Origin of the sequence: Clostridium paraputrificum, assembly GCF_900447045.1 — a bacterium.
Classification (GTDB): Bacteria; Bacillota; Clostridia; order Clostridiales; family Clostridiaceae; genus Clostridium; species Clostridium paraputrificum.
Map to the genome: position 1 here is coordinate 1,254,713 of NZ_UAWH01000014.1, position 24,330 is coordinate 1,279,042.

The 24,330-nt window shown below is 29.2% G+C and carries 25 protein-coding genes; 21 read left to right on the forward strand and 4 right to left on the reverse strand.

Going from position 1 to position 24,330, the window contains the following annotated elements; translation table 11 throughout:
* Nucleotides 1–7 precede the first annotated feature (7 nt).
* Nucleotides 8–646 carry a recombination regulator RecX gene (gene recX, locus DR024_RS10910; RefSeq protein ID WP_111918784.1) on the forward strand — a complete coding sequence of 213 codons (639 nt, stop codon included), beginning with the start codon at nucleotides 8–10 and terminating at the stop codon, nucleotides 644–646.
* Nucleotides 647–656: 10 nt separating this feature from the next.
* The gene (locus DR024_RS10915; RefSeq protein ID WP_051195929.1) at nucleotides 657–1,727 is read left to right on the forward strand and encodes a transglutaminase domain-containing protein; all 1,071 of its coding nucleotides are present in this window, start codon (nucleotides 657–659) and stop codon (nucleotides 1,725–1,727) included.
* Between the two features lie 173 nt (nucleotides 1,728–1,900).
* Here the strand turns inward: DR024_RS10915 and DR024_RS10920 are convergent, their stop codons facing one another.
* Complete coding sequence (locus DR024_RS10920) at nucleotides 1,901–2,254, reverse strand: tetratricopeptide repeat protein (RefSeq protein WP_027097930.1); 354 nt, start codon at nucleotides 2,252–2,254, stop codon at nucleotides 1,901–1,903.
* 228 nt (nucleotides 2,255–2,482) lie between these two features.
* Between DR024_RS10920 and DR024_RS10925 the strand changes: the two genes are divergently transcribed.
* From DR024_RS10925 to DR024_RS10960, 8 genes are all read left to right on the forward strand, one after another.
* Nucleotides 2,483–6,775, forward strand: a complete 4,293-nt coding sequence (locus tag DR024_RS10925) for a 2-hydroxyacyl-CoA dehydratase (RefSeq protein ID WP_027097929.1) — start codon at nucleotides 2,483–2,485, stop codon at nucleotides 6,773–6,775.
* 194 nt (nucleotides 6,776–6,969) lie between these two features.
* The gene (locus DR024_RS10930; RefSeq protein ID WP_027097928.1) at nucleotides 6,970–7,863 is read left to right on the forward strand and encodes an ROK family protein; all 894 of its coding nucleotides are present in this window, start codon (nucleotides 6,970–6,972) and stop codon (nucleotides 7,861–7,863) included.
* An 85-nt stretch (nucleotides 7,864–7,948) separates the two neighbouring features.
* Nucleotides 7,949–8,680 (forward strand): MurR/RpiR family transcriptional regulator, encoded by a 732-nt coding sequence (locus DR024_RS10935; protein ID WP_027097927.1) that lies wholly within the window; start codon nucleotides 7,949–7,951, stop codon nucleotides 8,678–8,680.
* A gap of 402 nt (nucleotides 8,681–9,082) precedes the next feature.
* Complete coding sequence (locus DR024_RS10940; RefSeq protein WP_027097926.1) at nucleotides 9,083–10,522, forward strand: glycoside hydrolase family 1 protein; 1,440 nt, start codon at nucleotides 9,083–9,085, stop codon at nucleotides 10,520–10,522.
* 43 nt (nucleotides 10,523–10,565) lie between these two features.
* Nucleotides 10,566–10,868, forward strand: a complete 303-nt coding sequence (locus tag DR024_RS10945) for a PTS sugar transporter subunit IIB (protein WP_111918786.1) — start codon at nucleotides 10,566–10,568, stop codon at nucleotides 10,866–10,868.
* Between the two features lie 42 nt (nucleotides 10,869–10,910).
* On the forward strand, nucleotides 10,911–12,272 hold the full coding sequence (locus DR024_RS10950) for a PTS sugar transporter subunit IIC (RefSeq protein WP_027097924.1): 1,362 nt from the start codon (nucleotides 10,911–10,913) through the stop codon (nucleotides 12,270–12,272).
* A gap of 21 nt (nucleotides 12,273–12,293) precedes the next feature.
* The gene (locus tag DR024_RS10955) at nucleotides 12,294–12,608 is read left to right on the forward strand and encodes a PTS sugar transporter subunit IIA (protein ID WP_111918788.1); all 315 of its coding nucleotides are present in this window, start codon (nucleotides 12,294–12,296) and stop codon (nucleotides 12,606–12,608) included.
* Between the two features lie 68 nt (nucleotides 12,609–12,676).
* A complete protein-coding gene (locus DR024_RS10960) occupies nucleotides 12,677–14,086 on the forward strand; it encodes a glycoside hydrolase family 1 protein (RefSeq protein WP_034866083.1) in 1,410 nt (469 codons plus the stop codon).
* A 47-nt stretch (nucleotides 14,087–14,133) separates the two neighbouring features.
* Here DR024_RS10960 and DR024_RS10965 read toward each other — a convergent pair whose 3' ends face one another.
* Entirely contained in the window at nucleotides 14,134–15,075 is a 942-nt protein-coding gene (locus tag DR024_RS10965) for a hypothetical protein (protein ID WP_027097921.1), read from the reverse strand.
* A gap of 148 nt (nucleotides 15,076–15,223) precedes the next feature.
* Here DR024_RS10965 and DR024_RS10970 point away from each other — a divergent pair, with 148 nt between their 5' ends.
* The 4 genes from DR024_RS10970 to DR024_RS10985 all read left to right on the forward strand — a co-directional run bounded on the left by DR024_RS10970 (nucleotide 15,224) and on the right by DR024_RS10985 (nucleotide 16,808).
* Nucleotides 15,224–15,520 (forward strand): hypothetical protein, encoded by a 297-nt coding sequence (locus DR024_RS10970; RefSeq protein ID WP_027097920.1) that lies wholly within the window; start codon nucleotides 15,224–15,226, stop codon nucleotides 15,518–15,520.
* 59 nt (nucleotides 15,521–15,579) lie between these two features.
* Complete coding sequence (locus DR024_RS10975) at nucleotides 15,580–15,987, forward strand: PH domain-containing protein (protein WP_027097919.1); 408 nt, start codon at nucleotides 15,580–15,582, stop codon at nucleotides 15,985–15,987.
* Between the two features lie 80 nt (nucleotides 15,988–16,067).
* Nucleotides 16,068–16,490 (forward strand): PPC domain-containing DNA-binding protein, encoded by a 423-nt coding sequence (locus DR024_RS10980; RefSeq protein ID WP_027097918.1) that lies wholly within the window; start codon nucleotides 16,068–16,070, stop codon nucleotides 16,488–16,490.
* A 42-nt stretch (nucleotides 16,491–16,532) separates the two neighbouring features.
* Nucleotides 16,533–16,808, forward strand: coding sequence for a hypothetical protein (locus DR024_RS10985; protein ID WP_423236502.1), 276 nt, complete (start codon nucleotides 16,533–16,535; stop codon nucleotides 16,806–16,808).
* Between the two features lie 42 nt (nucleotides 16,809–16,850).
* Here DR024_RS10985 and DR024_RS10990 read toward each other — a convergent pair whose 3' ends face one another.
* Both DR024_RS10990 and DR024_RS10995 read right to left on the reverse strand, forming a co-directional pair.
* Nucleotides 16,851–17,438 (reverse strand): hypothetical protein, encoded by a 588-nt coding sequence (locus DR024_RS10990; protein WP_034866080.1) that lies wholly within the window; start codon nucleotides 17,436–17,438, stop codon nucleotides 16,851–16,853.
* A gap of 60 nt (nucleotides 17,439–17,498) precedes the next feature.
* Complete coding sequence (locus DR024_RS10995) at nucleotides 17,499–17,777, reverse strand: hypothetical protein (RefSeq protein WP_034866077.1); 279 nt, start codon at nucleotides 17,775–17,777, stop codon at nucleotides 17,499–17,501.
* Nucleotides 17,778–17,949: 172 nt separating this feature from the next.
* On the opposite strand from DR024_RS10995, the gene DR024_RS11000 reads away from it, so the two are divergent.
* The 7 genes from DR024_RS11000 to DR024_RS11030 all read left to right on the forward strand — a co-directional run bounded on the left by DR024_RS11000 (nucleotide 17,950) and on the right by DR024_RS11030 (nucleotide 24,322).
* Nucleotides 17,950–18,180: a DUF1653 domain-containing protein gene (locus DR024_RS11000; RefSeq protein WP_027097916.1), complete on the forward strand. Its 231-nt coding sequence runs from the start codon at nucleotides 17,950–17,952 to the stop codon at nucleotides 18,178–18,180.
* Between the two features lie 3 nt (nucleotides 18,181–18,183).
* Nucleotides 18,184–18,450 carry an iron-sulfur cluster biosynthesis family protein gene (locus DR024_RS11005; RefSeq protein ID WP_027097915.1) on the forward strand — a complete coding sequence of 89 codons (267 nt, stop codon included), beginning with the start codon at nucleotides 18,184–18,186 and terminating at the stop codon, nucleotides 18,448–18,450.
* A 12-nt stretch (nucleotides 18,451–18,462) separates the two neighbouring features.
* Nucleotides 18,463–19,425, forward strand: a complete 963-nt coding sequence (locus tag DR024_RS11010) for an aromatic acid exporter family protein (protein WP_055183800.1) — start codon at nucleotides 18,463–18,465, stop codon at nucleotides 19,423–19,425.
* Between the two features lie 76 nt (nucleotides 19,426–19,501).
* Nucleotides 19,502–20,683: a PD-(D/E)XK nuclease family protein gene (locus DR024_RS11015; protein WP_111918790.1), complete on the forward strand. Its 1,182-nt coding sequence runs from the start codon at nucleotides 19,502–19,504 to the stop codon at nucleotides 20,681–20,683.
* Nucleotides 20,684–20,722: 39 nt separating this feature from the next.
* Nucleotides 20,723–22,189: a glycan biosynthesis hexose transferase WsfD gene (wsfD, locus tag DR024_RS11020; protein ID WP_055254253.1), complete on the forward strand. Its 1,467-nt coding sequence runs from the start codon at nucleotides 20,723–20,725 to the stop codon at nucleotides 22,187–22,189.
* 2 nt (nucleotides 22,190–22,191) lie between these two features.
* A complete protein-coding gene (locus DR024_RS11025) occupies nucleotides 22,192–23,040 on the forward strand; it encodes a diguanylate cyclase domain-containing protein (RefSeq protein WP_111918792.1) in 849 nt (282 codons plus the stop codon).
* Entirely contained in the window at nucleotides 23,033–24,322 is a 1,290-nt protein-coding gene (locus tag DR024_RS11030) for a polysaccharide deacetylase family protein (RefSeq protein ID WP_055254251.1), read from the forward strand. The genes DR024_RS11025 and DR024_RS11030 overlap by 8 nt, the downstream gene beginning before the upstream one ends.
* Nucleotides 24,323–24,330: the final 8 nt, after the last annotated feature.

Sequence of the window (24,330 nt, forward strand, 5' to 3'; positions counted from 1 at the left end):
ATTATAAATGAGCAAAATAACTAAGATAGAAGCTCAAAAAAGAACAAAAGATAGGGTTAATATTTATATTGATGAAGTCTATGCCTTTTCTGTAAGTGCAGAACTTGTATATAGAGAGGGATTAAGGAAAGACTTAGTAATAAATGAAGAAAAGCTAAAAGAAGTAGTTAAAGAGGACAATATAATAAAGTGTAAGAATACAGCTTTAAGAATAGTAGAAAGAAGCTATAAAACTGAAAAAGAAATTAAAGAAAAGCTTTTTGAAAAAGGTTATGAAAAAGATGAGATAGATAAAACCTTAGAGTTTTTAAGTGAATACAAGTTTATAAATGATGAAGCTTATACAAAGATGTACGTTAAGGATAGGTCTAAAACCCAAGGTAGAGGGAAAATAAAATATGCCCTTATGAAAAAAGGAGTAGACCAAGAGGATATAGAAAGTGCATTAGAAACAATAGATAAAGATGAAGAAAAAGAAGCAGCACTAGAGTTGGCTAGAAAAAGGTACCTAGCAATTTCTAAAAGAGAAAGTGATAAATATAAGATTTGGAATAAACTATGTAGATTTTTAGTAGGTAGGGGGTATGACTATTCTTTGGTAAAAGAGGTAGTTAAGGAAGTTGTCAATGTAGAAGAATTAGAGTAAGGGTGATCTTATGGATTTATTTAACTTAGATATTCAACAGCTAGTCTGTTTGGGTATAATTATTTTTTCTATAATTACTTGTGTTAGAAAAGTAGTATATAGTAGAGATCTAAACGAAGCAGTAGACCCAATTTTATCAGGGTGTTCAACTATAGTTACATTTTTCATAATTCTTTCTTATTATGAAAAGTTTGACATTATGGTTGGTAACTTATTAGCTCAAGTATTTCAAAATTCAATAAGAGATAATGGAATAGTTCATGTTATTTTATTAGTGGGAATATTTGCTGTGGTTAAGTTTATTATATATTCAGTACTTAAATTGGTTCATTCATTTTCACTAAATTCTGCTTTAAACAAACTAAGACACAATAGTCCTTTTCTTATAATTTTTTCTATTATATTTGGATTTATAAGGGGAATTATTTTTATTGTTTTAATATGTATTCCCTTAGTTTTATATAATAATTTAGTAAGTTCAAGCTATAGAGTAGGCATATTAGATGGACTTAAGCCTTATGATAAACTAGAGGAAATGGTAGATAGTAAAAAGGTTCAAGTTATTTCAAATGGACTAAAGGAGAATATATCTAGCAATAAAATTATTTATTATAATGGTATTACCTTAGATGAAGGGGTTAAATCTAATGCAAGCATAGATAATAAAGCAAAAGCATTAGTTTCTAGAGATACTAGTGATAGAGGAAAAGCTAGAAGTATTTATAGATGGGTTGGAAGCAATGTGATTTATGATGATGAAAAGGCAGATTCTATAATGGAAAATACATCATCCTTTGAAAGTGGAGCAATACCAACTTTTAGAGATAAAAGAGGAATTTGTTTTGATTATGCTTGTCTTTATACAGCTATGTGTAATGCTATAGGATTAAAAAATAGAATTATTGTAGGTGATGCTTACAATGGAAGTGAGTTTGTAAGTCATGCATGGAATCAGGTATATCTTGAAGATGAAGGCAAGTGGATAAATGTAGATCCAACTTTTTATATTTCAGGTAATTATTTTGATTCATCAAACTTTGAAGAAACACACAGAACTAAAAATATAGCAGGAGAATTTTAAAGGAGCTAAAGTTATTTGGCTCCTTTTTTAAGGCATATGAAATTAGATATAGCCAAGATATTTTTAAAGAAGATTGGAGCAAAATGGATTTTTTATATGGTTATAACTAAAATATAAAAAGAAAAGACCGAAATTGATTTCAGTCTTCTACATATAAGAATGTGAAATGTTATTTACTTATTTCTGATTTTAGATGTTATTAGTTTAATTGCTTTTTCACAGTCATCATCATCATTATTTAATGCCCAAGCCATATTAAAGTTAACTAAAGCTTTATTAGAATCCTCTTTCATGGCATAGCAATACCCTAAGTTAAAGTAATACTTGCTATCTTTTTGAAGAGACAGAGCATTTTGTATCATGGTAATAGCATTGTCATAATCTTTAAGTTTAATGAAGCAAACACCAGCATTATAGTAGGAGCAAGCTTCATTTTCTTTTTTAGAAACAGCTCTTTTATAACAATCTATAGCTCTTAAATAATCTTGAGAATTGTAAAGTTTATTACCTTCGCTAAAAAAATTCATAGTTTCCTCCATAAGTATAAAATATAAGTTCATTATGATTATAGACATTGGCAATATAATATATACATATTTTTCTATGAATATTCATAATATAAATAAATAATTACAATAGTAAACAAATGTTACAAATCTTTAAATCATTCTTAAATTTTTGGTGCTTTTCTTGAAATAAGTTTCAAGGAGTCTATAATATAGTTTGGGGCAAAATTTACTAAAGTAGGTGTATTTATGAAAAAATATAATATGGGGCTAGATGTGGGGTCGACTACAGTAAAATTAATAGTATTAGATGGTAATGAGAATATTGTTTACAGTGAATACAGAAGGCATTTTTCTGATATTAGAAGCACAATAATTAATTTAATAAAAGAGGCTTATGATGTTGTTGGAGAGTGCAAAATTACAGTAGGTGTAACAGGTTCTGGAGGGCTTTCTGTATCAAAGTGGTTAGATGTAGACTTTATTCAAGAGGTAATAGCGTGTACTAAAACAGTAGAAGAAGTTATACCAGAAACAGATGTGGCAATTGAATTAGGTGGAGAAGATGCCAAAATTACATATTTTAAAGGCGGAATAGAACAGAGAATGAATGGTACTTGTGCAGGTGGTACAGGTGCGTTTATAGACCAAATGGCAACTCTATTAAACACTGATGCAATGGGGTTAAATGAATTATCAAAGGGACATAGTGTTATATACCCAATAGCTTCTAGATGTGGAGTTTTTGCTAAAACTGATGTGCAACCATTAATTAATGAAGGAGCTAAAGCAGAGGACATAGCTGCATCAATACTTCAAGCTGTTGTTAATCAAACTATTAGTGGACTAGCTTGTGGAAAGCCTATAAAGGGAAATGTAGCATTTTTAGGAGGGCCATTATACTTTTTATCTGAATTAAGAGAAAGATTTATTGAAACTTTAGGTTTAAAGGATGATGAAGTGATTTTTCCTGAAAACCCTCAGCTTTTTGTTGCTATAGGCGCTGCACTTTTATCAAGAAATAAAGAATTTATTAGCTTTAAAGAATTACATAAGAAAGTTGAAAATATATCAAATATAAATGAAGAGGAAGTAGATAGATTATCACCATTATTTAAATTACAAAGTGATTATGATGAATTTGAAAAGAGACACTCTAAATCAAAAGCAAAAAGAGGAAAACTAGAGGATTGTAGAGGTGGTGTATTCTTAGGTATAGATGCAGGATCTACTACAACAAAAGTGGTGTTAATTAATAAAGATGGAGAAATTGTTTATGATTTTTATGGTGGTAATGGAGGAAATCCTTTAAAGAAGGTTATAGAGATATTAAAAGACCTATATTCTAAGTTGCCACAAGGAGTAGAAATTATTAACTCAGCAGTAACAGGATACGGTGAAGCTTTGATTAAAGCTGCATTACATATAGATATAGGAGAAATTGAAACAATTGCACATTATAAGGCAGCAGATTACTTCTTGCCTGGAGTTGACTTTATACTAGACATTGGTGGACAAGATATGAAGTGTCTTAGAATAAAAAATGGAGTTATAGACTCAATTTTACTTAACGAAGCATGTTCGTCAGGATGTGGGTCCTTTATTGAAACCTTTGGTAAATCACTAAATATGAGGGTGGAGGATTTTGCTAAGGAAGCAATTAAGTCAAAATCACCAGTTGATTTAGGATCAAGGTGTACTGTGTTTATGAATTCCAGAGTTAAACAAGCCCAAAAAGAGGGGGCAGAAATAGCAGATATTTCAGCCGGACTTTCATATTCAGTAATAAAAAATGCATTGTTTAAGGTTATTAAAATACGTGATGAAAAAGAAATGGGAGAAAAGATAATAGTTCAAGGTGGTACATTCTATAATGATGCCGTTCTTAGAAGTTTTGAACTTATATCTGGAAGAGAAGCAGTAAGACCAGATATAGCTGGGCTTATGGGAGCTTTTGGAGCAGCTATTATCTCTAAGGAAAGATATGTAGAAGGAGAAAAGTCTACTATTCTTTCAAAGGAAAAGGTTGATAGCTTCCAAATGACTTCTGATTTTAGGAGATGTGGTCGCTGTGGAAATAACTGTCTTTTAACAATTAATAAATTCTCTACAGATGAAGAATTTATTTCTGGAAACAGATGTGAAAAAGGATTAGGAATAGATAAGATAAAAGAAGAAGTTCCTAATATGTACAAGTATAAATTTAAAAGAACCTTTAATTATATTCCATTAAAGAAAGATGAAGCCAAAAGGGGGACTTTAGGATTACCAAGAGTTCTTAATATGTATGAAAACTACCCATTTTGGTTTACACTTTTAACTAATTTAGGATTTAGAGTAGAGCTTTCTCCAGTTTCAAGTAAGAGTATATACGAGCTTGGAATAGAAACAATACCATCTGAATCTGCTTGTTATCCAGCAAAAATTGCTCATGGACACATTATGGCATTAATAAATAGGGGGATAAAAAATATATTCTACCCATGTATTCCTTACGAGAGAATAGAGTTTAAGGATGCCAATAATCACTATAATTGTCCAATGGTAACATCATATCCAGAAGTGATAAGAAATAATATGGATGTGTTAAAAGAGAAGAATATTAAATTTATTCAACCATTTTTAAATTTAGAAGAAAAAGATGTATTGTCAGAAAGAATAGTTGAAGAATTTAAGGACTTTAATGTAACTATAGATGAAGCAAGAAAGGCAGTTGAAGAGGCCTATAAAGAGAGAGAAAACTTTGATAATGATATAAGAAATAAAGCTAAAGAAGTATTAGAATATTTAAAGGAAACTGGAAAGAAGGGTATAGTTTTAGCAGGAAGACCATACCATATTGACCCAGAAATTAATCATGGAATACCTGATATAATTAACTCCTTTGATATGGCTGTATTAACAGAGGATAGTGTGGCACATTTAGGAGAATTAGATTCGCCTTTAAGGGTTGTTGATCAGTGGATGTATCATTCAAGATTATATAGGGCTGCGAGTTTTGTAGCTAAGAATGATTCCTTAGAATTAATTCAACTTAATTCTTTTGGATGTGGTCTTGATGCAGTTACAACAGATCAAGTTTCAGAAATTCTTTCTTCTAAAGGAAAGATATATACATGCTTAAAAATTGATGAAGGTAACAATTTAGGAGCTGCTAAAATAAGAATAAGATCTTTAAAGGCTGCTATGGAAGAAAGAGAAAGAAATGGATATGTGCCTGTAGAGGAAAAAATAGAGTTTAGAAATCCTACATTTACAAAAGAAATGAGGGGAAAACATACTATTATTGCTCCTCAAATGTCTCCAATTCATTTTGATATAATAGAACAGGCAGTAAGGTCATGTGGTTACAATTTAGAAGTGCTTCCTGCTATAGATAGTGAGGCTGTAGAAGAAGGATTAAAGTATGTTAATAATGATGCTTGTTATCCATCAATAATAGTTGTAGGACAAATAATACATGGTTTAAAATCAGGTAAATATGATGTTAATAATACCTCTGTCATTATTACTCAAACAGGGGGTGGATGCAGAGCAACAAATTATGTTGGGTTCTTAAAGAAAGCATTAAAGGAAGCAGGATTTCCACAAGTACCTATATTATCTTTAAATGCTGTAGGGCTTGAAAAACAACCAGGGTTTAAAATTACTCTACCTTTAATTAATAGAGCTATTATGGGGATGGTTTATGGGGATTTATTCATGAGAGTTTTATATGCTACAAGACCTTATGAAAAAGTAAAGGAATCTGCTAATGCTTTATATAAAAAGTGGAATGAAATAGCTAAAGAAAATGTTAAGAATGGTAGCAAGAGAACATTTAATAAAAATATAAAACAAATAGTTAAAGAATTTGATGAGTTAGAGTTATTAAATATAAAGAAGCCTAAGGTTGGTTTAGTAGGAGAAATTCTTGTTAAATTCCATCCAACAGCTAATAATAATGTTGTTGATATAATTGAAGAAAACGGTGCTGAAGCAGTAATGCCAGATTTAATGGACTTCTTCTTCTACACAGCATATGATGAGGACTTTAAGTATAAATGTCTTGGTGAAAGTAAGGTTAAGAGAAATATATATATGATGGTCATAGAGTTCTTAGAAAGCTATAGAAAAACTATGAAGAAGGCTTTAAATGACTCTAAGAGATTCCATGCTCCAGCTCATATTAAAGATTTAGGAAAAATGGCATCACAAATACTTTCTTTAGGAAATCAAACTGGTGAAGGATGGTTCTTAACAGGAGAGATGATAGAACTTATTGAAAGTGGTACGTCTAATATAATTTGTATGCAACCATTTGCTTGCTTACCAAATCACGTAACAGGTAAAGGAATGATAAAGGCACTTAAGGAAAAATATCCTGAATCCAATATAGTAGCAGTAGATTATGATCCAGGAGCTTCAGAGGTGAATCAATTAAATAGAATTAAGTTAATGCTTTCTGTAGCATTTAAGAAGCTTGAAGGTGAGATGTTTATAGATTTACCAGCACATAAAGAGGCGAGTATAACAGAAGAGACTTTAATAACAATAGAATAAAATGAAAAAGGGATAGATGCATATCTAATCCCTTTTTATATGTAAAAAAACAGGATGTTTTTAATAAAAAACAAATTACTAATATGTTTAGTTTGTAACTAAAGTAATATAGTAGGTTTAATTTTTTATAATATGTAGTATTTTTAAATAAGTATCACTAATAAAATTAATAGAAGTACAAAGGGGGATTTATGATGAAGAAACATTATTTGGGTGTAGATATAGGTGGAACTTTCATAAAGTATGCTAAGGTAGATGAAGAGTTTAACATTATTAATAAGTGGAAGGTAAAGTCTGTTGAGTTTGCTGATAAGGATGGATTTTATGATTATCTTTGTTCCAATATGGGAGATTTACATGAAGTTGAAAGTATTGGAATAAGTGCCCCAGGCCTTATAGATAAAGAGTCTAATGTGAAATCTTATGCAGCACCTAATGTTCGCATTATGTATGGCACCAATATTAACAATGAAGTTAATAAAAGAACAGGAAAAATTGTGGCATCAATAAATGATGCAAAGTCAGCAGGGCTTTGTGAATTCAAAATAGGTAATGCTAAAGGAAGTAGTTCATCTGCATTTCTTATTATAGGGACAGGTACTGGTGGGTGTGTATGTGATAGTAATGGAGTTGTTTTTGGAAAAGATTCTTTTGCAGGAGAATTTCATCACTTAGCATTCATGAACTTAAAAACTAAACAAATAGATAGATTAGGTGATTATGCCTCAATAACTGCTCTAGTTTCAATATATAATTCAAAAGTAGATGATAAAGACAAAGTCGAGTTTGGAAGTGAAGTTACTTTTAGATATAAGAATGGTGAGGAGAAGGCAATTGAATCAGTTGAAGATTGGATGAATAATATAATTGTTCAGTTAATTACAATGACAACCTTTTACAATCCAGAGGTAATATGTATAGGTGGAGGCATCTCTGAGGAGGATTGGTTTATTAATTTATTAAAAGAGAAATACAAGGAAAAATGTATTGAGTTTTTATGTTCGGATGTTATTACTACTGATATAAGAGCATGCAAATATAATAATGATGCTAATATATTTGGAGCAATAATAAATGTTAAATCTTAATTTTGTATAAAAAACTAGTATATTAAGCAGAAGTTAGTTATAATGTTTCTGTAAACGATTAATGACGAATGGGGTTGACAGTAATATGTTTAATTATGAGGTTATACAAAGTTTAAATGAGTTAGAGCTTTCATTATATAGCTATATAATGATGAATAGAAAAAAAGTTATGTATATGAGAATTAGGGAATTAGCAGATGAAGCTCATGTATCAACAACTACTATTCTAAGATTTTGCAAGAAACTAAAATGTGAAGGATTTTCAGAGTTTAAAGTTAGATTTAAAATGTATATAGAAGAAGAAAATATAAAAAAAGTAAGTGATGATGCATCAGAGATAGTAAACTTTCTTAAGGGCATAGATAATAGTGATTTAGATTACAAATTGGACAGACTATGTAATATGGTTAAAAACGCCAATACAGTGATTTTTGTTGGAATAGGCTCTTCGGGAATATTGTGTAAGTATGCAGCTAGGTATCTTTCTTCCATAGGAAAATTTGCAGTACATATAGATGACCCATTTTTCCCTACAAATTTTAGATATTACTCTACTAATGCTTTAGTTATAGCACTATCAGTTTGTGGAGAGACTCCAACTATTATTGATCATGTTACTAGATTAAAAAAGGAAGGCTGCACAGTTGCTAGTATTACCAATACAGAGAATTGCACCCTTGCCAAAATGTCGGACTTAAACCTTTCATATTATGTTCAACAAGTAAAGGTAGGGGACAGTGATATTACAACACAGTTACCGGTATTATATATAATAGAGAGAATAGGTAAAAAATTATATAATGAATATAGAATTTAAAGTAATAAGACTCCTTACATGAACTATTATGTAAGGAGTCTTATTTTTTAATGTCTAGGAAAGTATAAAATTTCAATTGACTATAACTCAAAGGTATTATTATAAATTCATATTAAAAAAATATAAAATCAAGGATAGTAATTTTATAATTTCCTTACCTTTAGTACGCGTGGGATGGATATTTGTTTCCATGTGACTTGGAGCTTGCGACGGAACAAGGGAAATAAATATCCACTCCACCTTTTTTATTAAAAATACAGATAAATAAAAAAACAAGATGTTACTTTTGGGTATCAATTTATTAAAGAGTAGGACATGTTTTTTAAGGACCTAATTGGGTTACAAAGAGTCTTTAGAGGGGGTATAATAAGCTTGTAAGGCAGAATGAAAGGAGTTGATATAATGATATATACTAAATTGGATGCTTTCAGAGATGATTTTTTGTGGGGATCAGCATCAGCTGCTTATCAAGTAGAAGGAGCTTGGAATGATGGGGGCAAAGGAGAAAGTATATGGGATATATATACTAAAATTCCTGGTGCAACGTTTAAGGGAACTAATGGAGATATAGCAGTAGACCACTATAACAGATATAAAGAGGATGTAGCATTAATGGCTGAAATGGGGTTAAAAGCATATCGATTTTCAATATCATGGAGTCGTATATACCCAGAAGGAAGAGGAGAAGTAAATGAAGAGGGCTTAAAGTTTTACGATGACTTAATTGATGAATTATTGAAAAACAATATAAAACCAATCATAACAATATATCATTGGGATTTACCTCAAGCACTTCAAGATTTATATGGAGGATGGGAGTCTAAGAATATCATAGAAGATTTTAATAATTATTGTATAACTTTATATAAGAGATATGGAGATAGGGTAAAATATTGGGTAACTTTAAATGAACAGAATGTGTTTATAGGATTAGGTTATAAAGAAGGTTTGCACCCACCTGGTGTAAAGGATATCAAAAGAATGTTACAAGCTAATCATATAGCTAATCTTGCAAATGCAAAGGCTATAGAGTCATTTAGGTTATTTGTACCTAATGGTATGATAGGGCCAAGCTTTGCTTTCTCACCTACATATCCATATAGTTGTAATCCAGAAGATATATTAGCAGCTGAGGATGCTGAGGACATAAATTGTAGTTGGTGGTTAGATGTTTATTGTAAAGGGACTTATCCATCATTTACACTTAAAAATTATGAAAAGCTAGGAATCGCTCCTGTTATTGAAGATGAGGAGTTAGAACTTTTAGAAAAGGGTAAGGCAGACTTTATAGGAATAAATTATTACAGAACATCTACAGTTGCAATGAATCCCCTAGATGGAGTGACTAGAAATTATAGAATGAATAATTCAGGTGAAAAAGGAACTCAAGAAGAGGGAGGAATACCAGGAGTATATAAAAATAAAAAAAATCCACATCTTGATAGTACAAATTGGGATTGGGAAATTGATTCTACAGGGTTAAGAATAGGATTAAGAAGATTAACAAGTAAATATGGATTACCAATCTTAATTACTGAAAATGGCCTTGGAGAGTTTGACAAGCTTCAAGAGGGTGATGTAATAAATGATGATTATAGAATAAAGTATTTAAAAAATCATGTAAAAGCTTGTAAAGAAGCAGTTACTGATGGAGTAGAACTTTTGGGATATTGTACTTGGTCATTTACAGATTTATTAAGTTGGCTAAATGGATATCAAAAGAGATATGGTTTTGTTTATGTAAATAGAGATGAAAATGATGTAAAGGATTTAAGAAGAATTAAGAAGAAAAGCTTTTATTGGTATAAGGATGTAATAAAAAGTAATGGTGAAGACATTTAAATGAATCTAAATTGAAACTTTTAAAATTAAGGAGTGAGTTTTTATGAAAAAAATATTATTAGTATGTGCAGCAGGAATGTCAACAAGTTTATTAGTTAATAAAATGAAAGAATCTGCAATAGAACAAGGAATAGAAATAGATATAGAAGCATTACCTGTATCAGAATGTTCAACAGTAGTAGATAGTGTTGATATTGTATTATTAGGGCCTCAAGTACGTTTCCAAAAGCCACAAGTAGACGCTTTAGTTGCAGGAAGGATTCCAGTAGAAGTAATAGACATGAGGTTATATGGAACAATGAATGGAAAGGCAATATTAGAGAGTGCATTGACTAAGATTTCTTAATCTTAGCTTAATGATATAAATAATATTTAAGGAGGAAAAGAAATGAGTTTTATGGACAAGTTTCAAGTAGGAATTGAAAAAGCTCTTGTACCAATTGCTACAAAACTAAATGCACAAAGACATATTTGTGCGGTAAGAGATGCATTTATTTTAACATTCCCTCTTACAATGGCAGGATCCCTAATGATATTACTTAATTTTGTTTTGTTATCACCAGATGGATTTATTGCTAAGATATTTAAGCTAGGAGAAATATTTCCTAATTTAGCTGATTATCAAGCAATATTTAGTCCAGTATTAAAGGGGTCAGTAGACATACTAGCAATATTAATTGTATTTCTAGTAGCTAGAAACCTTGCAAGAATAATGAAAGCTGATGATTTATTGACAGGATTAACAGCTATATCAGTATTCTTTATAATCTACCCAGACTATGTTGCTGTAGAAGGCGCTAACCACTTAGCAACAAAATATATGGGTGCGCAAGGTTTATTCGTAGCTATTATAGTAGGTTTACTTGTTGGTGAGTTAATGTCTAGATTATCAAAAACAAGCAAATTAGAAATTAAAATGCCACCACAAGTTCCACCAGCAGTAGCAAGAACTTTTAAAGTTTTACTACCTATTATGATTGTAACAATTTCTTTCGCTATTATCAACTTTATTGTTATTAAAATTGCCCCAGGTGGATTACACGAAATTGTATACAATGTTGTTCAAGGACCTTTAACTAAACTTGGAAATAATGTTGGTTCAGTTGTTGTATTTGCTTTAGTTTCACAATTACTATGGGTTATGGGAATTCATGGCCCAAACACTATTGCAGCGGTTAGAGATACTATGTTTGCAGAAGCAAATAATGCAAACTTAGCATATGTTGCACAAAATGGTACTGCATGGGGAGCTCCATTTCCAGTAACTTGGGGAGGAATGAATGATGCTTTTGCAAACTATGGAGGATCAGGATGTACTTTAGGTTTAATTATAGCCATATTTTTATTTAGTAAGGCACAAGACCAAAGAGGTATTGCAAAATTATCTTTAGCTCCAGGATTATTTAATATAAATGAATCTATAATCTTTGGGTTACCAATAGTATTAAATCCGATATATATAATTCCATTTATTATTACTCCAGTTGTAAACATATTACTGGGTTATATGTTTGTGGTGGTACTGGAAATAATGCCACCGGTAGCATATGGGGTGCCTTGGACAACACCAGGACCATTAATACCATTCTTAGGAACAGGTGGTTCAGATGTAATGTCACTTGTATGTGGCTTTATATGTTTAGCTGTTAGTGTTTTAATTTATGCTCCATTCGTTATAGCTGCTAGTAAATCTGCTCAAAAGCAAGCTGAAGCAGAGGGGAATTTAGAATCCCAAATGGCAAACGTATAGAGAAGAAGTAGGAGAAGAGTAATGGAAGGGTTAGAACTTATATCATTTGAAATAATAAGTAATGTAGGAATGTCAAAGTCATTATCTATAGAGGCAATTAGAGAAGCTAGAAAAGGCAATTATGAGATGGCTGATGAAAATTTGAAAAGATCTAATCAGTATTTAACTGATGGTCATCACGCACATGCATCATTAATTCAGCAAGAAGCAGCAGGAGAAAAGGTGGATTTTTCACTAATACTAATGCATGCAGAGGATCAAATGATGAGTGCAGAAATCATAAAAAGTTTAGTAGAAGAAATGATAGAGATGTATAAGGATTTAAAGAAAGCTTAATTAAAAGGGTAGCCTGGTTTATAACATTAGGCTACCTGTTATTTTAGTAGAAAGTATGGAGGATATATATGAATTATAAATTTAATGAAGGATTTTATTGGGGAACTGCTATTTCAGCACTTCAAACAGAAGGAACCCATGAAGGTGATGGGAAAAGTGATACTACTTTTGATGTGTGGTTTAAGAAGGAACCTGAAAGATTTTTTGGTGGCGAGGGAAATAAAGTAGCGGTAGATTTTTATCATATGTATGATGAAGATATAAAGATGATGAAAAAAATGAATCATAACTCCTTTAGGTTTTCTATAGCATGGTCAAGGTTAATACCAAATGGAGATGGAATAGTTAATGAAAAAGCAGTTAAGTATTATAATGATTTAATTAATAAGCTATTAGATAATGGAATAGAACCTTTTGTTTGTTTGTTTCATTTTGATATGCCTTGGATTATGCAAGAAAAAGGTGGCTGGGAGTCATTAGATGTTGTTGATAAATATAAAGAATATGCAGAAATTGCTTTTAGATTATTTGGGCATAGAGTAAAGAAGTGGTTTACTCATAATGAACCTATAGTACCCATAGAAGGTTCATATATTTATGGATTTCATTATCCAATAATAAAGGATTTAAAAAGAGGTGTAAAAGCTACATACTATACTATACTGTCTAGTGCAAAAGCTGTAGAAGTATTCAAAAGACTTAGAAAAGATGGGGTTTTAAGAAGTGATAGTACTATTGGGACCATATTAAGTATGTCACCAGTATATCCTAGAGATTATAATAATAAGGAAGATGTTAAGGCATCAGAGATTTGCAAACTATTTTTTACAAATAGCTTCCTTGATCCTATGGTAAAGGGAGAATTCAATAGGGAATTAGTAGAATTATTAAAAAAATATAATTTATTAGAAGAGTTTTATACACAAGAAGAATTAGAGTTAATAAAAAATAACACCATAGAAACTTTAGGATTCAATTACTATTTTCCAAGAAGGGTAAAGGCTAAAGAACATATAAGTGGAGGAAAAGTAGAAAGTCCTGAATATTTCTTTGAACATTACGAAATGCCTAATAGAATCTTTAACAAGGATAGGGGATGGGAAATTTATCCTGAGGGTATTTATGATATTTTAATAATGTTAAGGGATGAATATGATAATATTCCAGTATATATTTCAGAAAATGGAATTGGAAGATATAAAGGTGATATTGAGGATATGGATGATGCAGGTTTTATTCATGATGATGCTAGAATTGAATTTGTAAAGGAACATTTAAAGTGGATTTGGAGGGCTCAAAATGAAGGCTCTAATGTTTTTGGATATCACATGTGGTCACTTATGGATAATTGGTCTATGTCTAATGCTTTCAAGAATAAGTATGGATTTGTACATGTAGACAGGGAAAATGGATTAAAGAGATCATTGAAAAAAAGTGGATATTGGTATGGGGATGTTAGTAAAAATAATGGTTTTTAAAATAAAGATACTAGATTTTATATAAATCTAGTATCTTTATTTGTATTTTAATAAGTTATCTCTTCAGTACTAATTTTGTAATTATCTTCTTTATAAGTTTTGGCAAAAATTGATATTGCAGAAATTACAGTGAATAAATAGCTTACACCTAAGTCTTTTATAAAAGCACTTTTTACTTCAGGAACTTTTAGTAATGCAGGAATGTCTAATAAACAATCTAACAAAGAAGCTCCTATATCTTTAAATTCTGAATATAATGAAATTCCAAGGGACAAGTAATTTGCAAGGAAAACCATAAGTATAATAATTAATGAAGTTATTAAAACACCTGAAATGTTAATCCTACCTCCAAACTTTTTATATCCAGCTATACAACAAAATACAAGCAGTATTGCACAAAGTGCAGAGATATATCCTAAATAGTTTACAAACATCCATACTGCAACACCTATTAAAGAGCCAAGTATTCCACCTATTATTCCCAGTGGAATGTTGTTTGGAAGCTCTCTTATAGATTCTTGTTTATAAGCAATATCAGCATGTACATTATTTTTGCAGTTATCACAACATAGCACTAGTGTTCCATCTATTGCAAATGGAGAAATGCTAACAACTTCACCACATAAACCACAGCAACTTGAAAGATTGTTAAGTGATAGTTCATTAGTAATTTTATTTAGTATTTCAATAAATTCATCTACATAAAGATCATTTATCTTTTTAGGTGTATAACTAACAATAATGTTTGAATTAGAGTAAAGTATATCATTTATTTTGTCATAATCAATTTTTAAGTTGTCTAAGAAGTATAATAACTTCATTTTTGTATAAGTTTCTGAAAGCTTTACTGGTAATACAAGATTATATGTATTTTTGTTAGCAACTATAGTAAAGCTAAAGCCATCTATAGAACCAATAACAGCCTCTTTATTCCCCAAAGCGTTAAGAGTGATTTTTTCACTTAGATTATTAAGAAATTTATCTTTCATATTTACCCCCCTTTTTGAAAATACAAATATTCCCTTTAGATTATATAACAATATAAAGGATATTTGCAAATATATGTAATTAATTTAATGTTGATATAAGGTTATCTTAAGGATATAATGATTTATCATAAAGTAATAGGAGAAGAAAATGGAGAAAGTAAAGTTTACTTTAAATGAAATAACTACTATAGTAGTGGCTATGATAGAGCAGATTGAGGTATATGAGATATCAGGAATAGATGAAGATATATATTTACCTAAGCCTATAGAAGATAAAATAGATTTATTAGGTACAGATGAAATAGAAGAGTTTTATAATAGTATAAATTTAATAGTTAATGAGGTAAGGGATTTAAAAAGTGGAGAATTAAATATGTTAAACAATTTAAGGAGTGAAATCTCATATATTGCTAATGAATATTTAGAAGATTATATTATAAATTAGTATAGGTTTACACAAAAATATGATATTATTATATTAATAAATGATTTGGAGGCGATGAAATGGGTATTTATGATAAGCTAGTTGGTAATGCTACTATGGGAGCAGATTTAAAATATGTTAATGATCATATTTTAGATGGGGAAGAAATAATAGCTTCATTTCAATTTATAAGAGATTCTATAATTCTAACTAACTTGGGATTATATTTAGTTGATGTACAAGGTGTAACCGGTAAAAAAGTAGAGGTTAAATTTTTCCCAGCGAAAAATATAAAAAGTGTTACTTATGAAACAGCAGGTAATTTTGATCTTGATGTTGATGTTAAAATTGGTGTTGATGGAAATACAGTAATGGCTACAAGTGGAGCTTTTTATAGTGCGCCTATTTCTTTTAAGGTGCCTAAAAAACAAGCAAATGAAGCTAAAGAAATAATTAAATTAGTAAAACAGAATTATTTATGTAAGTAAAAATTAGAATCCTTTACCGTAATAGGCAGAGGATTCTTTTACATATCTACAACTTTATATCTAGAAAGGGAATGATTATAATGATTTATAAAGTATTTGGAGACACAATTGTAATGAAATTAGAAAAGGGAGAAGAAATAATTTCAGAAATTACAGAATTATGCAAAGAAAAAGCTATAAGTGCAGGTTCTGTATCAGCTATAGGTGCAGTAGATAATGTGATTTTAGGCTTGTATAAAGTAAAGGAAAAGAAATATTTTTCTAGTGAGTATAAAGAGGAAATGGAGATGACAAGCCTTACAGGGAATATATCAGTAAAAGATAATGAACCATATTTACATTTTCATGCAAACTTTGGTAGAGAAGATGGAAGCGTAGTTGGTGGTCATTTAAATAAAGCTGTAATTAGTGCTACTTGTGAAATAATAATACATAGAATAAATGGAGTTATTGGTAGAAAATTTGATGATGAAATAGGATTGAATGTAATAGAGTTTAATTAGAAAGTGTTTTAAGAGCAAAATTTAAGAACCTTTAAAGCAAAAATGAATAAGATAAAATATGATTTAAATAATTTATGGGGGATTAGGATGAATCCTTATGAACTAATAGTAAAGGTTCAACAAAGAATGCAGCAAGATCCTGCTTTCGCACAAAAGTTTGCTCAACTTACTCAAGATTTAAATAACATACCTGGACTTCAACAGGAAGTTATGAGAATAATGCAATTAGATGAAAAGAAAAGAAAAAAGGCTTTGGATAAGTTACCTGATAATGTAAAGAGAACAGTAAAGGAAATGTTCGATCTTTTAAATAATTAATTAAATAAAAATCACAGAGGATTTTACTCTGTGATTTTTATTTTACTTTTTTACTTCTTGTACACCTGAAACTGAAGCATCTCCATCTAATTTAAATGTGTCTTTAGCTTCTTGGTTTTGGAAGTATATGTTTCCTTGTACCTTTGTATTTGAGATTTTAAAGTTCTTTCCTTGAACGTATATGTCTCCAACAAATGTACCACGTTTTAATTCAACGTCATCAGCAGCAATTGTTAATCTAGGTGCAGTTAGTGTAAATTCTTTAACTACATTTTGATTTTCATCAGTTGCATAAAGTGAAATATTACGTCCAACTTTTCCCTCAGGAATAGTTGTAAGTTTAGAAACAACTATGTCTTTATCAGTTTTAATATCATTCTGAGGTATTACTATCCAAGGACCAGTTTCATTTAAAGCTTCAACTAAAGTAACATCATCTGTAACCTTAGATGGGGAAGTAATTATATCAGGTTTTTCTGTACCTGTTGAATTTCCAGGATTTTGGCTTTGTTCAGTAGATGGTGGATTGCTGTTATTACCATTATTGGTATCATTATTCTTATCATTACTACATCCAATAAGAAGTGTAGATCCGATAAGAACTGCTGCTAATATTTTTCCGTACTTCATTATATATTCCTCCTTGTTATAGAATTCACATCTAGTATGTGGAGAAACATATAGAATTATTTATAGTAAGTTAAGTTTATATTTGCTGAATGCAATTCTTGCTGTTTCTATCATATCATTCCAAGAACCAAACTTAGTATTTTTTTGTATATAATCATTAAATTCATCAATATCTATATTATTAAAATCTTCTTCTGTTGTAATAATACAATTACAAGAGTTGAAAAAGTCGTCTATATTATTAAATTTACTGAATTTGCGCATGAACTCATCAGATAATACAGTTCTATATAAATCTATTTTTTTACTCAAGCTATTATTATTACTAGATAATGTCATATTAATCACCTCTTATATATTATAATATCATTAAATAGTAGTAAGTAAATTATATATAGTAAATATTAATAAATTTTTAAAAATTATAAATAATAGAGTCATGACTAAATAAAGCGAAAAAGGTATTTAATTATATGAAAAAGTTTGTATAATTGTATTTGAGGTGAAATAGATGAATAAAATAATACCTGGAATTTACAGACACTTTAAGGGAAATGAATATGAAGTAATTGATATAGCAGAGCATACAGAAACTGGTGAAATGCTTGTTGTATATAAGGCGCTATATGGAGAATTTAGAACTTTTGTAAGACCTTTAGAGATGTTTGCAAGTGAAGTAGACCATGACAAATATCCAGAAGTAAAACAAAAATATAGATTTGAATATGTAAGGGAGAATTAAGATATGAACATAAGATTTGATGAAAAGGCTAAAAAAGCTTTAGAAGATATAATAAAGGATAGTAGTGAAAATTACATAAGAATAAAGGTCTTTAGAGGGTGTGGAAGACCTGCATATGAAATTTATCCAAGTTATAAAAGTGAAGAGGATATGTTAGTAGAAATTGATGATATTCCTTTTGTATATAAAAAAGAGGATGAAAAAATGGTTAATGGAATAGAAATAAAGTATGATAAAGAAACTTATACAAATGGATTTTATATAAAATAGGGGAAAAGGTTTATGAAAAAAACACTATACTCTAATACAGTGAAAATTGTACTATCAGCTACAATTTCAATTATAATAGCAACAAGGTTAGGCTTAGAATTTAGTGTTACTGCAGGAATTATATCAATATTAAGTATACAAGGTACTAGAGTTGAATCTATATTAGTTGCAATAAAAAGATTTATTGCAGTATCTATAGCAATATTATTATCTTATTTTCTATATTTACTTCTTGGTACTAATCCAATAGTTTTTGGACTATTTCTTTTAATATTTGTTCCAATAACAAAAAGATTTTCCTTGCAAGAAGGTATGGTAGTTGGGTCTGTTTTATCTACTCATCTATTAGTTAGTAATCCCATAGATATTTATTGGGTTATAAATGAGTTTGGTCTAACCTTAATTGGTATAGGGGTAGCTCTTATATTTAATTTATTCACTGAGTCTTTAGAACATAAGTTTGAAGAGAATAAAGAAAATATTGAAGAGGGATATAGAAAAATACTTTATTCCATGGGGGAAACTTTAATTACTCATGCTGTACCAATAGATGAGCAGAAGGTTTTAGATGAGATAGAAGAAACTATTGCTTCCACAAAAACATTAGCTTTAGAGATAAATAATAATTATCTATTTAAGGAAAAGAAGCAATTTATAAAGTATATAGATATGAGAATTATGCAGATGGACACAATAAAAAGAATGAAAAAGCATTTTCAAAGGTTTTATATGAAGTATGAGCAAACTAAAATGCTTTCAAACTTAACTAAAGAGGTGGCAAATAATCTAGCTGAAGAAAATGACTGTCTTCAGTTAATTAATAAGGTTAATTATTTAAGAGATATATACAAACAAATGGATTTACCAAAGAGTAGAGATGAATTTGAGAATAGGGCATTATTATTTCAATTCCTAAATGATCTAGAGGAGTTTTTGCAAATTAAAAGAGAGTATTACTTATCAATGCATAAATAGGATGGTATTTACAAATTTAATATAATTGGCAAAGATTTACAAGGTATAGAAAAAAGATGTAAAATAAGGCTATTATATGATAAAATTAATTATTATGGGTCAAAAGGGGGATGAGATAGTGCCAATAAATACTATGGATTTATTAGGAGTTACTTTTAATGAAGAAATAATAGGTAATATGATAGTGGGTTTAATTAATAATTCCAATAATTTCAAAAATGCATTTGGTAAACATATATTGGAGGTACCTGATATAGATAGCTTTGAAGTAGAAGCTTATACTAAAAATTCTACATCAAGGGGGGTACCAGATATTATTGTAATTGCTGAAAATGCAAATGAAATTGTTATATCTGTTATTGAGGAGAAATTAAAAGCAAATGAAGGTCATAATCAAACCTTTATTTATACTGAAGAAGTAGCTAAAACAGAGCTTATTCAAGGGTATAATAATGATAAGAAGGTTAAATTTCAGTGTATCTATTTAACATTGCTTGAGGACGAGCTTAAGGAAGATGATAGGTATATTAATAAAACTTTTAAGGATTTAATAAATGATGTGTGGGTAGAGATAGAAGATGAAGGATTAAATAGGTTGTATAAAGACTTTGGAGCTAATATGATTAGATATTATAGTCTTAAAGAGCTTCCAGCTAACACACAGTCTATAAATATTCTTCTTGATAGTAATGAAAAGGAAAAGATGTTTATACACTTTAGGACATTGATGCTTTCATTGGATTACCCAGATAATTTATCTGTAAGGTTTTTTGGGAAAGGTGCAGGTGGAGACGAGCTAAGTTTTATATCTAAGCTTGTAAAGAGTAGATGGATAGGTAAAGAAGCAAAGTGGGAATATGGATTGTATGAAGTTGGAGAAGAAACTTATGAAATTCATATTGAAGCAGAGTTCCATGTTACTAATGAGAAGTTGGTACTATATGTACATTATGAGCCTAATCCATATATTACAAGATATAAACTTAAGAATGTTGCAAATAGTAAAAATGTTGACGCATTTGAAAAAAGAAGAAATTTAGTATTAGAAGTTGTACATAATGAAATTGATAAACTGGGAGATCCTTATATTAAAAAGTATGAAGGCACAAATAGTATAGCTTATACTGAATTCTATTTTAAACAAGATACAACCATTGGTGATTTTAAAGAAGTATTTATGAAATATGTATATATTCTATCTCATATTATTGATAAATCTTTAGATATTGTTGATGATAATAGGGAAAATATAAAATAAGATATAATTAAAGAACTAAAGATAATTAGGTGATTACAAATGAATAAAAGAATTAAAAGAGCTTTATTTGCTCTAGGGCAGAGGATAAGTCCGCAATTATTGACATTTTTTCTAATATTGATTATTGGAGGTATTACACTTTTTATCAGACCTATAATTGGTGTTGCCGATAATGGAGATTATTTTAGAATAATGAGTAGTAACGATTTATATCATTTGCCAATAGAAGAAGATGAGAAAATTTTGGGATATTTTAATAAGGATTATGGCATTTATGAGTATTATAATGAATCAGAAACTTTATTGATATCTACTCAATCATTTTTCATAAAACTTGCTTTAGGAATAAATCAAATATTCTATAGTAATAAAATATTTGATATAAGATTTTTAGGGGGCTTACTACTCTTTGTACACTCCATAGCAGGATATTTATTAGTAAAAGTATTTACATCATATTTAAAAAAAGAAAGATTAAAATATCTAATTTCTTTGTTATATGTTGTAATATTTTGTGATACTGGATATATATCTTACTTCAATTCTTTCTATGGAGAAGGAGTGGTAGTCCCTACGTTTTTATTAAGTATAGGAATAATATTATATATTATAAGATTTAATAAAATAAATCTATTAAATCTTATTCTGTTTTCATGTATTGTTTTCTTGTTTTTTGGGGCTAAACAACAATTAGCACCTATTGGTATATTAATAGCAATACTTATTTTAAGAGTAGCATTTTCTACTAAAGATAAAATCATAAGAGCAGGTTCTATAGCATTATCCATTATATTTGTAGTATCTGCATTGTTTTTTTATAAATCTATTAAGGGGGATTTTGATTATATAAATAGATTTCATGCAATGAATAGAGGGGTATTATTACATGAGAATGATCCTGAAAAAATATTAAAGTACTTTGGAATAGAGGGAAGTTATTCCTTATTAGAAGGTGAAATATTCTATGAGGAAACACCATCAATTTCTCCATATGATGAAAGGTTATTAGAAAACTTCTATAATAAATACTCTATTGGATCCATTATAAAATATTACACAACCCACCCATCTGCTTTAAAAAAAGTATTAGATATGGGCTTTAGTAAAGCTTATGAAATAAGACCAGAGGCAATGGGGAACTTTGAAAAGATAGAAGGGAAGGAATTTGGAGCAAAGAGTAATTTCTTTGTATTATGGAGTTCATTAAAGAAGTTTATAATGCCTAAAGGACTTTTATTTGCAATAGTGTATTCAGGAGTATATTTTATTTATTCCTTTAAAAGGTATAAAAAAGCTTTTAATAACAAGGATAAGAAATCAATTCTCATTGAAGATTGCTTTATATATGTGTATTTGGCTGGGTTATCTCAAATATTCACATCTGTAATAGGAGCAGGAGATGCAGATTTATCAAAGCACGTATTTCTATTTAATTTAAGCTTTGATTTGATTTTGATAAATTTTATCGTACAAATGATAAAAAACAGTGGAAAGGAAGTTGACTAAGGATGAATGATTATAAAGCAAATAATAAAATAGATATATCTATAAGTTTACTTATAGCATATTTTTTAATACTGTCCATTTCTTTTAATTACTTAAACTTAGGTTCTGACATTAAGAATTATATAATGATTACACTTGTAATGATTGTAGCCTTAGCAAGTTATTATTTAAGTAGAACTTTTGTTTTAGTAATAATCTTAATAATAGACTTTGTCTATACCTCCTATAACTTTTTAATTTCTGTGATTTCTAATGTGAAAATAGAGGAAGAAGTTTTTTTCTGGATAGTTATAATACCTGTAACTGCATTGGTTGTATCCTTCTTATCAGAAGAAATTAAGAATCTTGAAAATAATTATGCAAAGATAATTTCATATAATGAAAAGTTTATAAAGGTAGATATATCAACTGGATTAAGAAATTTAAGTGCCTTTATGGAAGAAATGCCTGTATATATTAACCTTTATAAAAGATATAACGTTCAAGTAAGTCTAATTCTTGTGAGAATTAAACATGGAAATAGGCTTGTAAAGATTGTAGGAAAAGAATATTTTAATAAGGTTTTAGTTAAGTGCTCAGAAGAATTAAGTGATTCCTTAAGGTTTGAAGATAGAAAATATATTCTAGATGATGACACATTTGCTTTTATTATAATTTCAGATAAGGATGGAACTAGTATTGTAAAAAATAGACTGAAAAAATCTATAGGTGAATTAAAAATTGGAAAAGAACAGCTATATAATGATTTAAATATAGAAGTTCAAATAGGTTCATACACTATAAATGAATCAATAAATGATTCAATGGATTTCATTGAAAGAGCAGAGAAGGAATTGGAATACGATGTTTAAAAAAAGGAGCTTGGTATTTCTTTTATGTATAATGCTATTTTCTACATTTTCTGTTAGAACTATAAAAGCAGATACTGAAAATAAGTATTTTCTAATTATATTTGATAGCTATAAGGAGTTTACAGCTAATGAGAATTTGTTAAATAAATTAGTAAGAGTTATGGTAACAAGTGGCTCTGACTTAAAAATAAAAAGGTGGAATGAATACACAAATGAGGATGTGGTTAATGCCTCAGGTGTTGTAGTTTTAGCCGTTGAAGATGAGCTGAATAATGAGGTTAATAGTATAAAAGAGAATAATTCAAATGTAGTTACCTTTAATGAAAGTAATTTAGATATGTTAGATAGAGGAAATGAACTAATTTTAAAAAGATATCTAGAGAGGGAATTTAATATAGATAATTCTAAAAAAGGCACTTATCTTGTTTTAAAAAATGTCTATCCATATGATAGTTTAAAAGAATTGGTTGAAAAAGTAGAGTATCTAAAAGAAAGAGGAATTAACTTTATTGTAGATGCAATGCCTGTGTTTAAAAATCAAAATTTTGATTCTATGAAAAGATATACTGAAGCCTTAAGGTATTGTGCTGCAAATGGAGGAACAATATTTATATCATCACCATATATATATCAGTCTCAAAATATTCAGGTTAGTGAGCTTATTAGTAAAATGACTTTAGCATATGAAAGTTTTGTTAATTATTGGATATATCCAGTGGGGCTTACAGTACCAAATGAGTGGATATATAGTTATGATAAAGAAAACTTTATAAACAGAAGCAATTCAGTTTTGCTTTGGAATAATAGAGATATAGGAAATCTAAATATAAGGAGTCTTAATATTAAAGGAATAAAAAATGTTCTTGTGGAAGAGGAGTGGAAAAAGCTAGATAAGGAATATTACCATGGAGTAGCTTTAGCTATTAATGGAAACACCGAAAATGATTTGTTTCAAAAAACAGTAGAAGAAATGTTATCATCAGGAATTGTTTTTTCAAATCCTACTAAAAGAATGGATATGGAGATTTCTTTTGGTAACTATAAAATTGAAGGGAATTATAAAGGGATATTTCTAAATGGGAAAAGTGTATATACTGAAAGGTTTATATCTAATAAAGAATATAGTAAGGCTTTTATTAATGAAGAAATAGAGGAAGAAGATAAGGTGAGTTTAAGTGACTTTAATAAAGGGATATTTACTATTACATTAATAGCAATATGTATTTTTATAATTTTCTTTTTTAATAGTAGAAGAATTGATAAAAAGAAATATTTCAAGTAGGTGGGTAA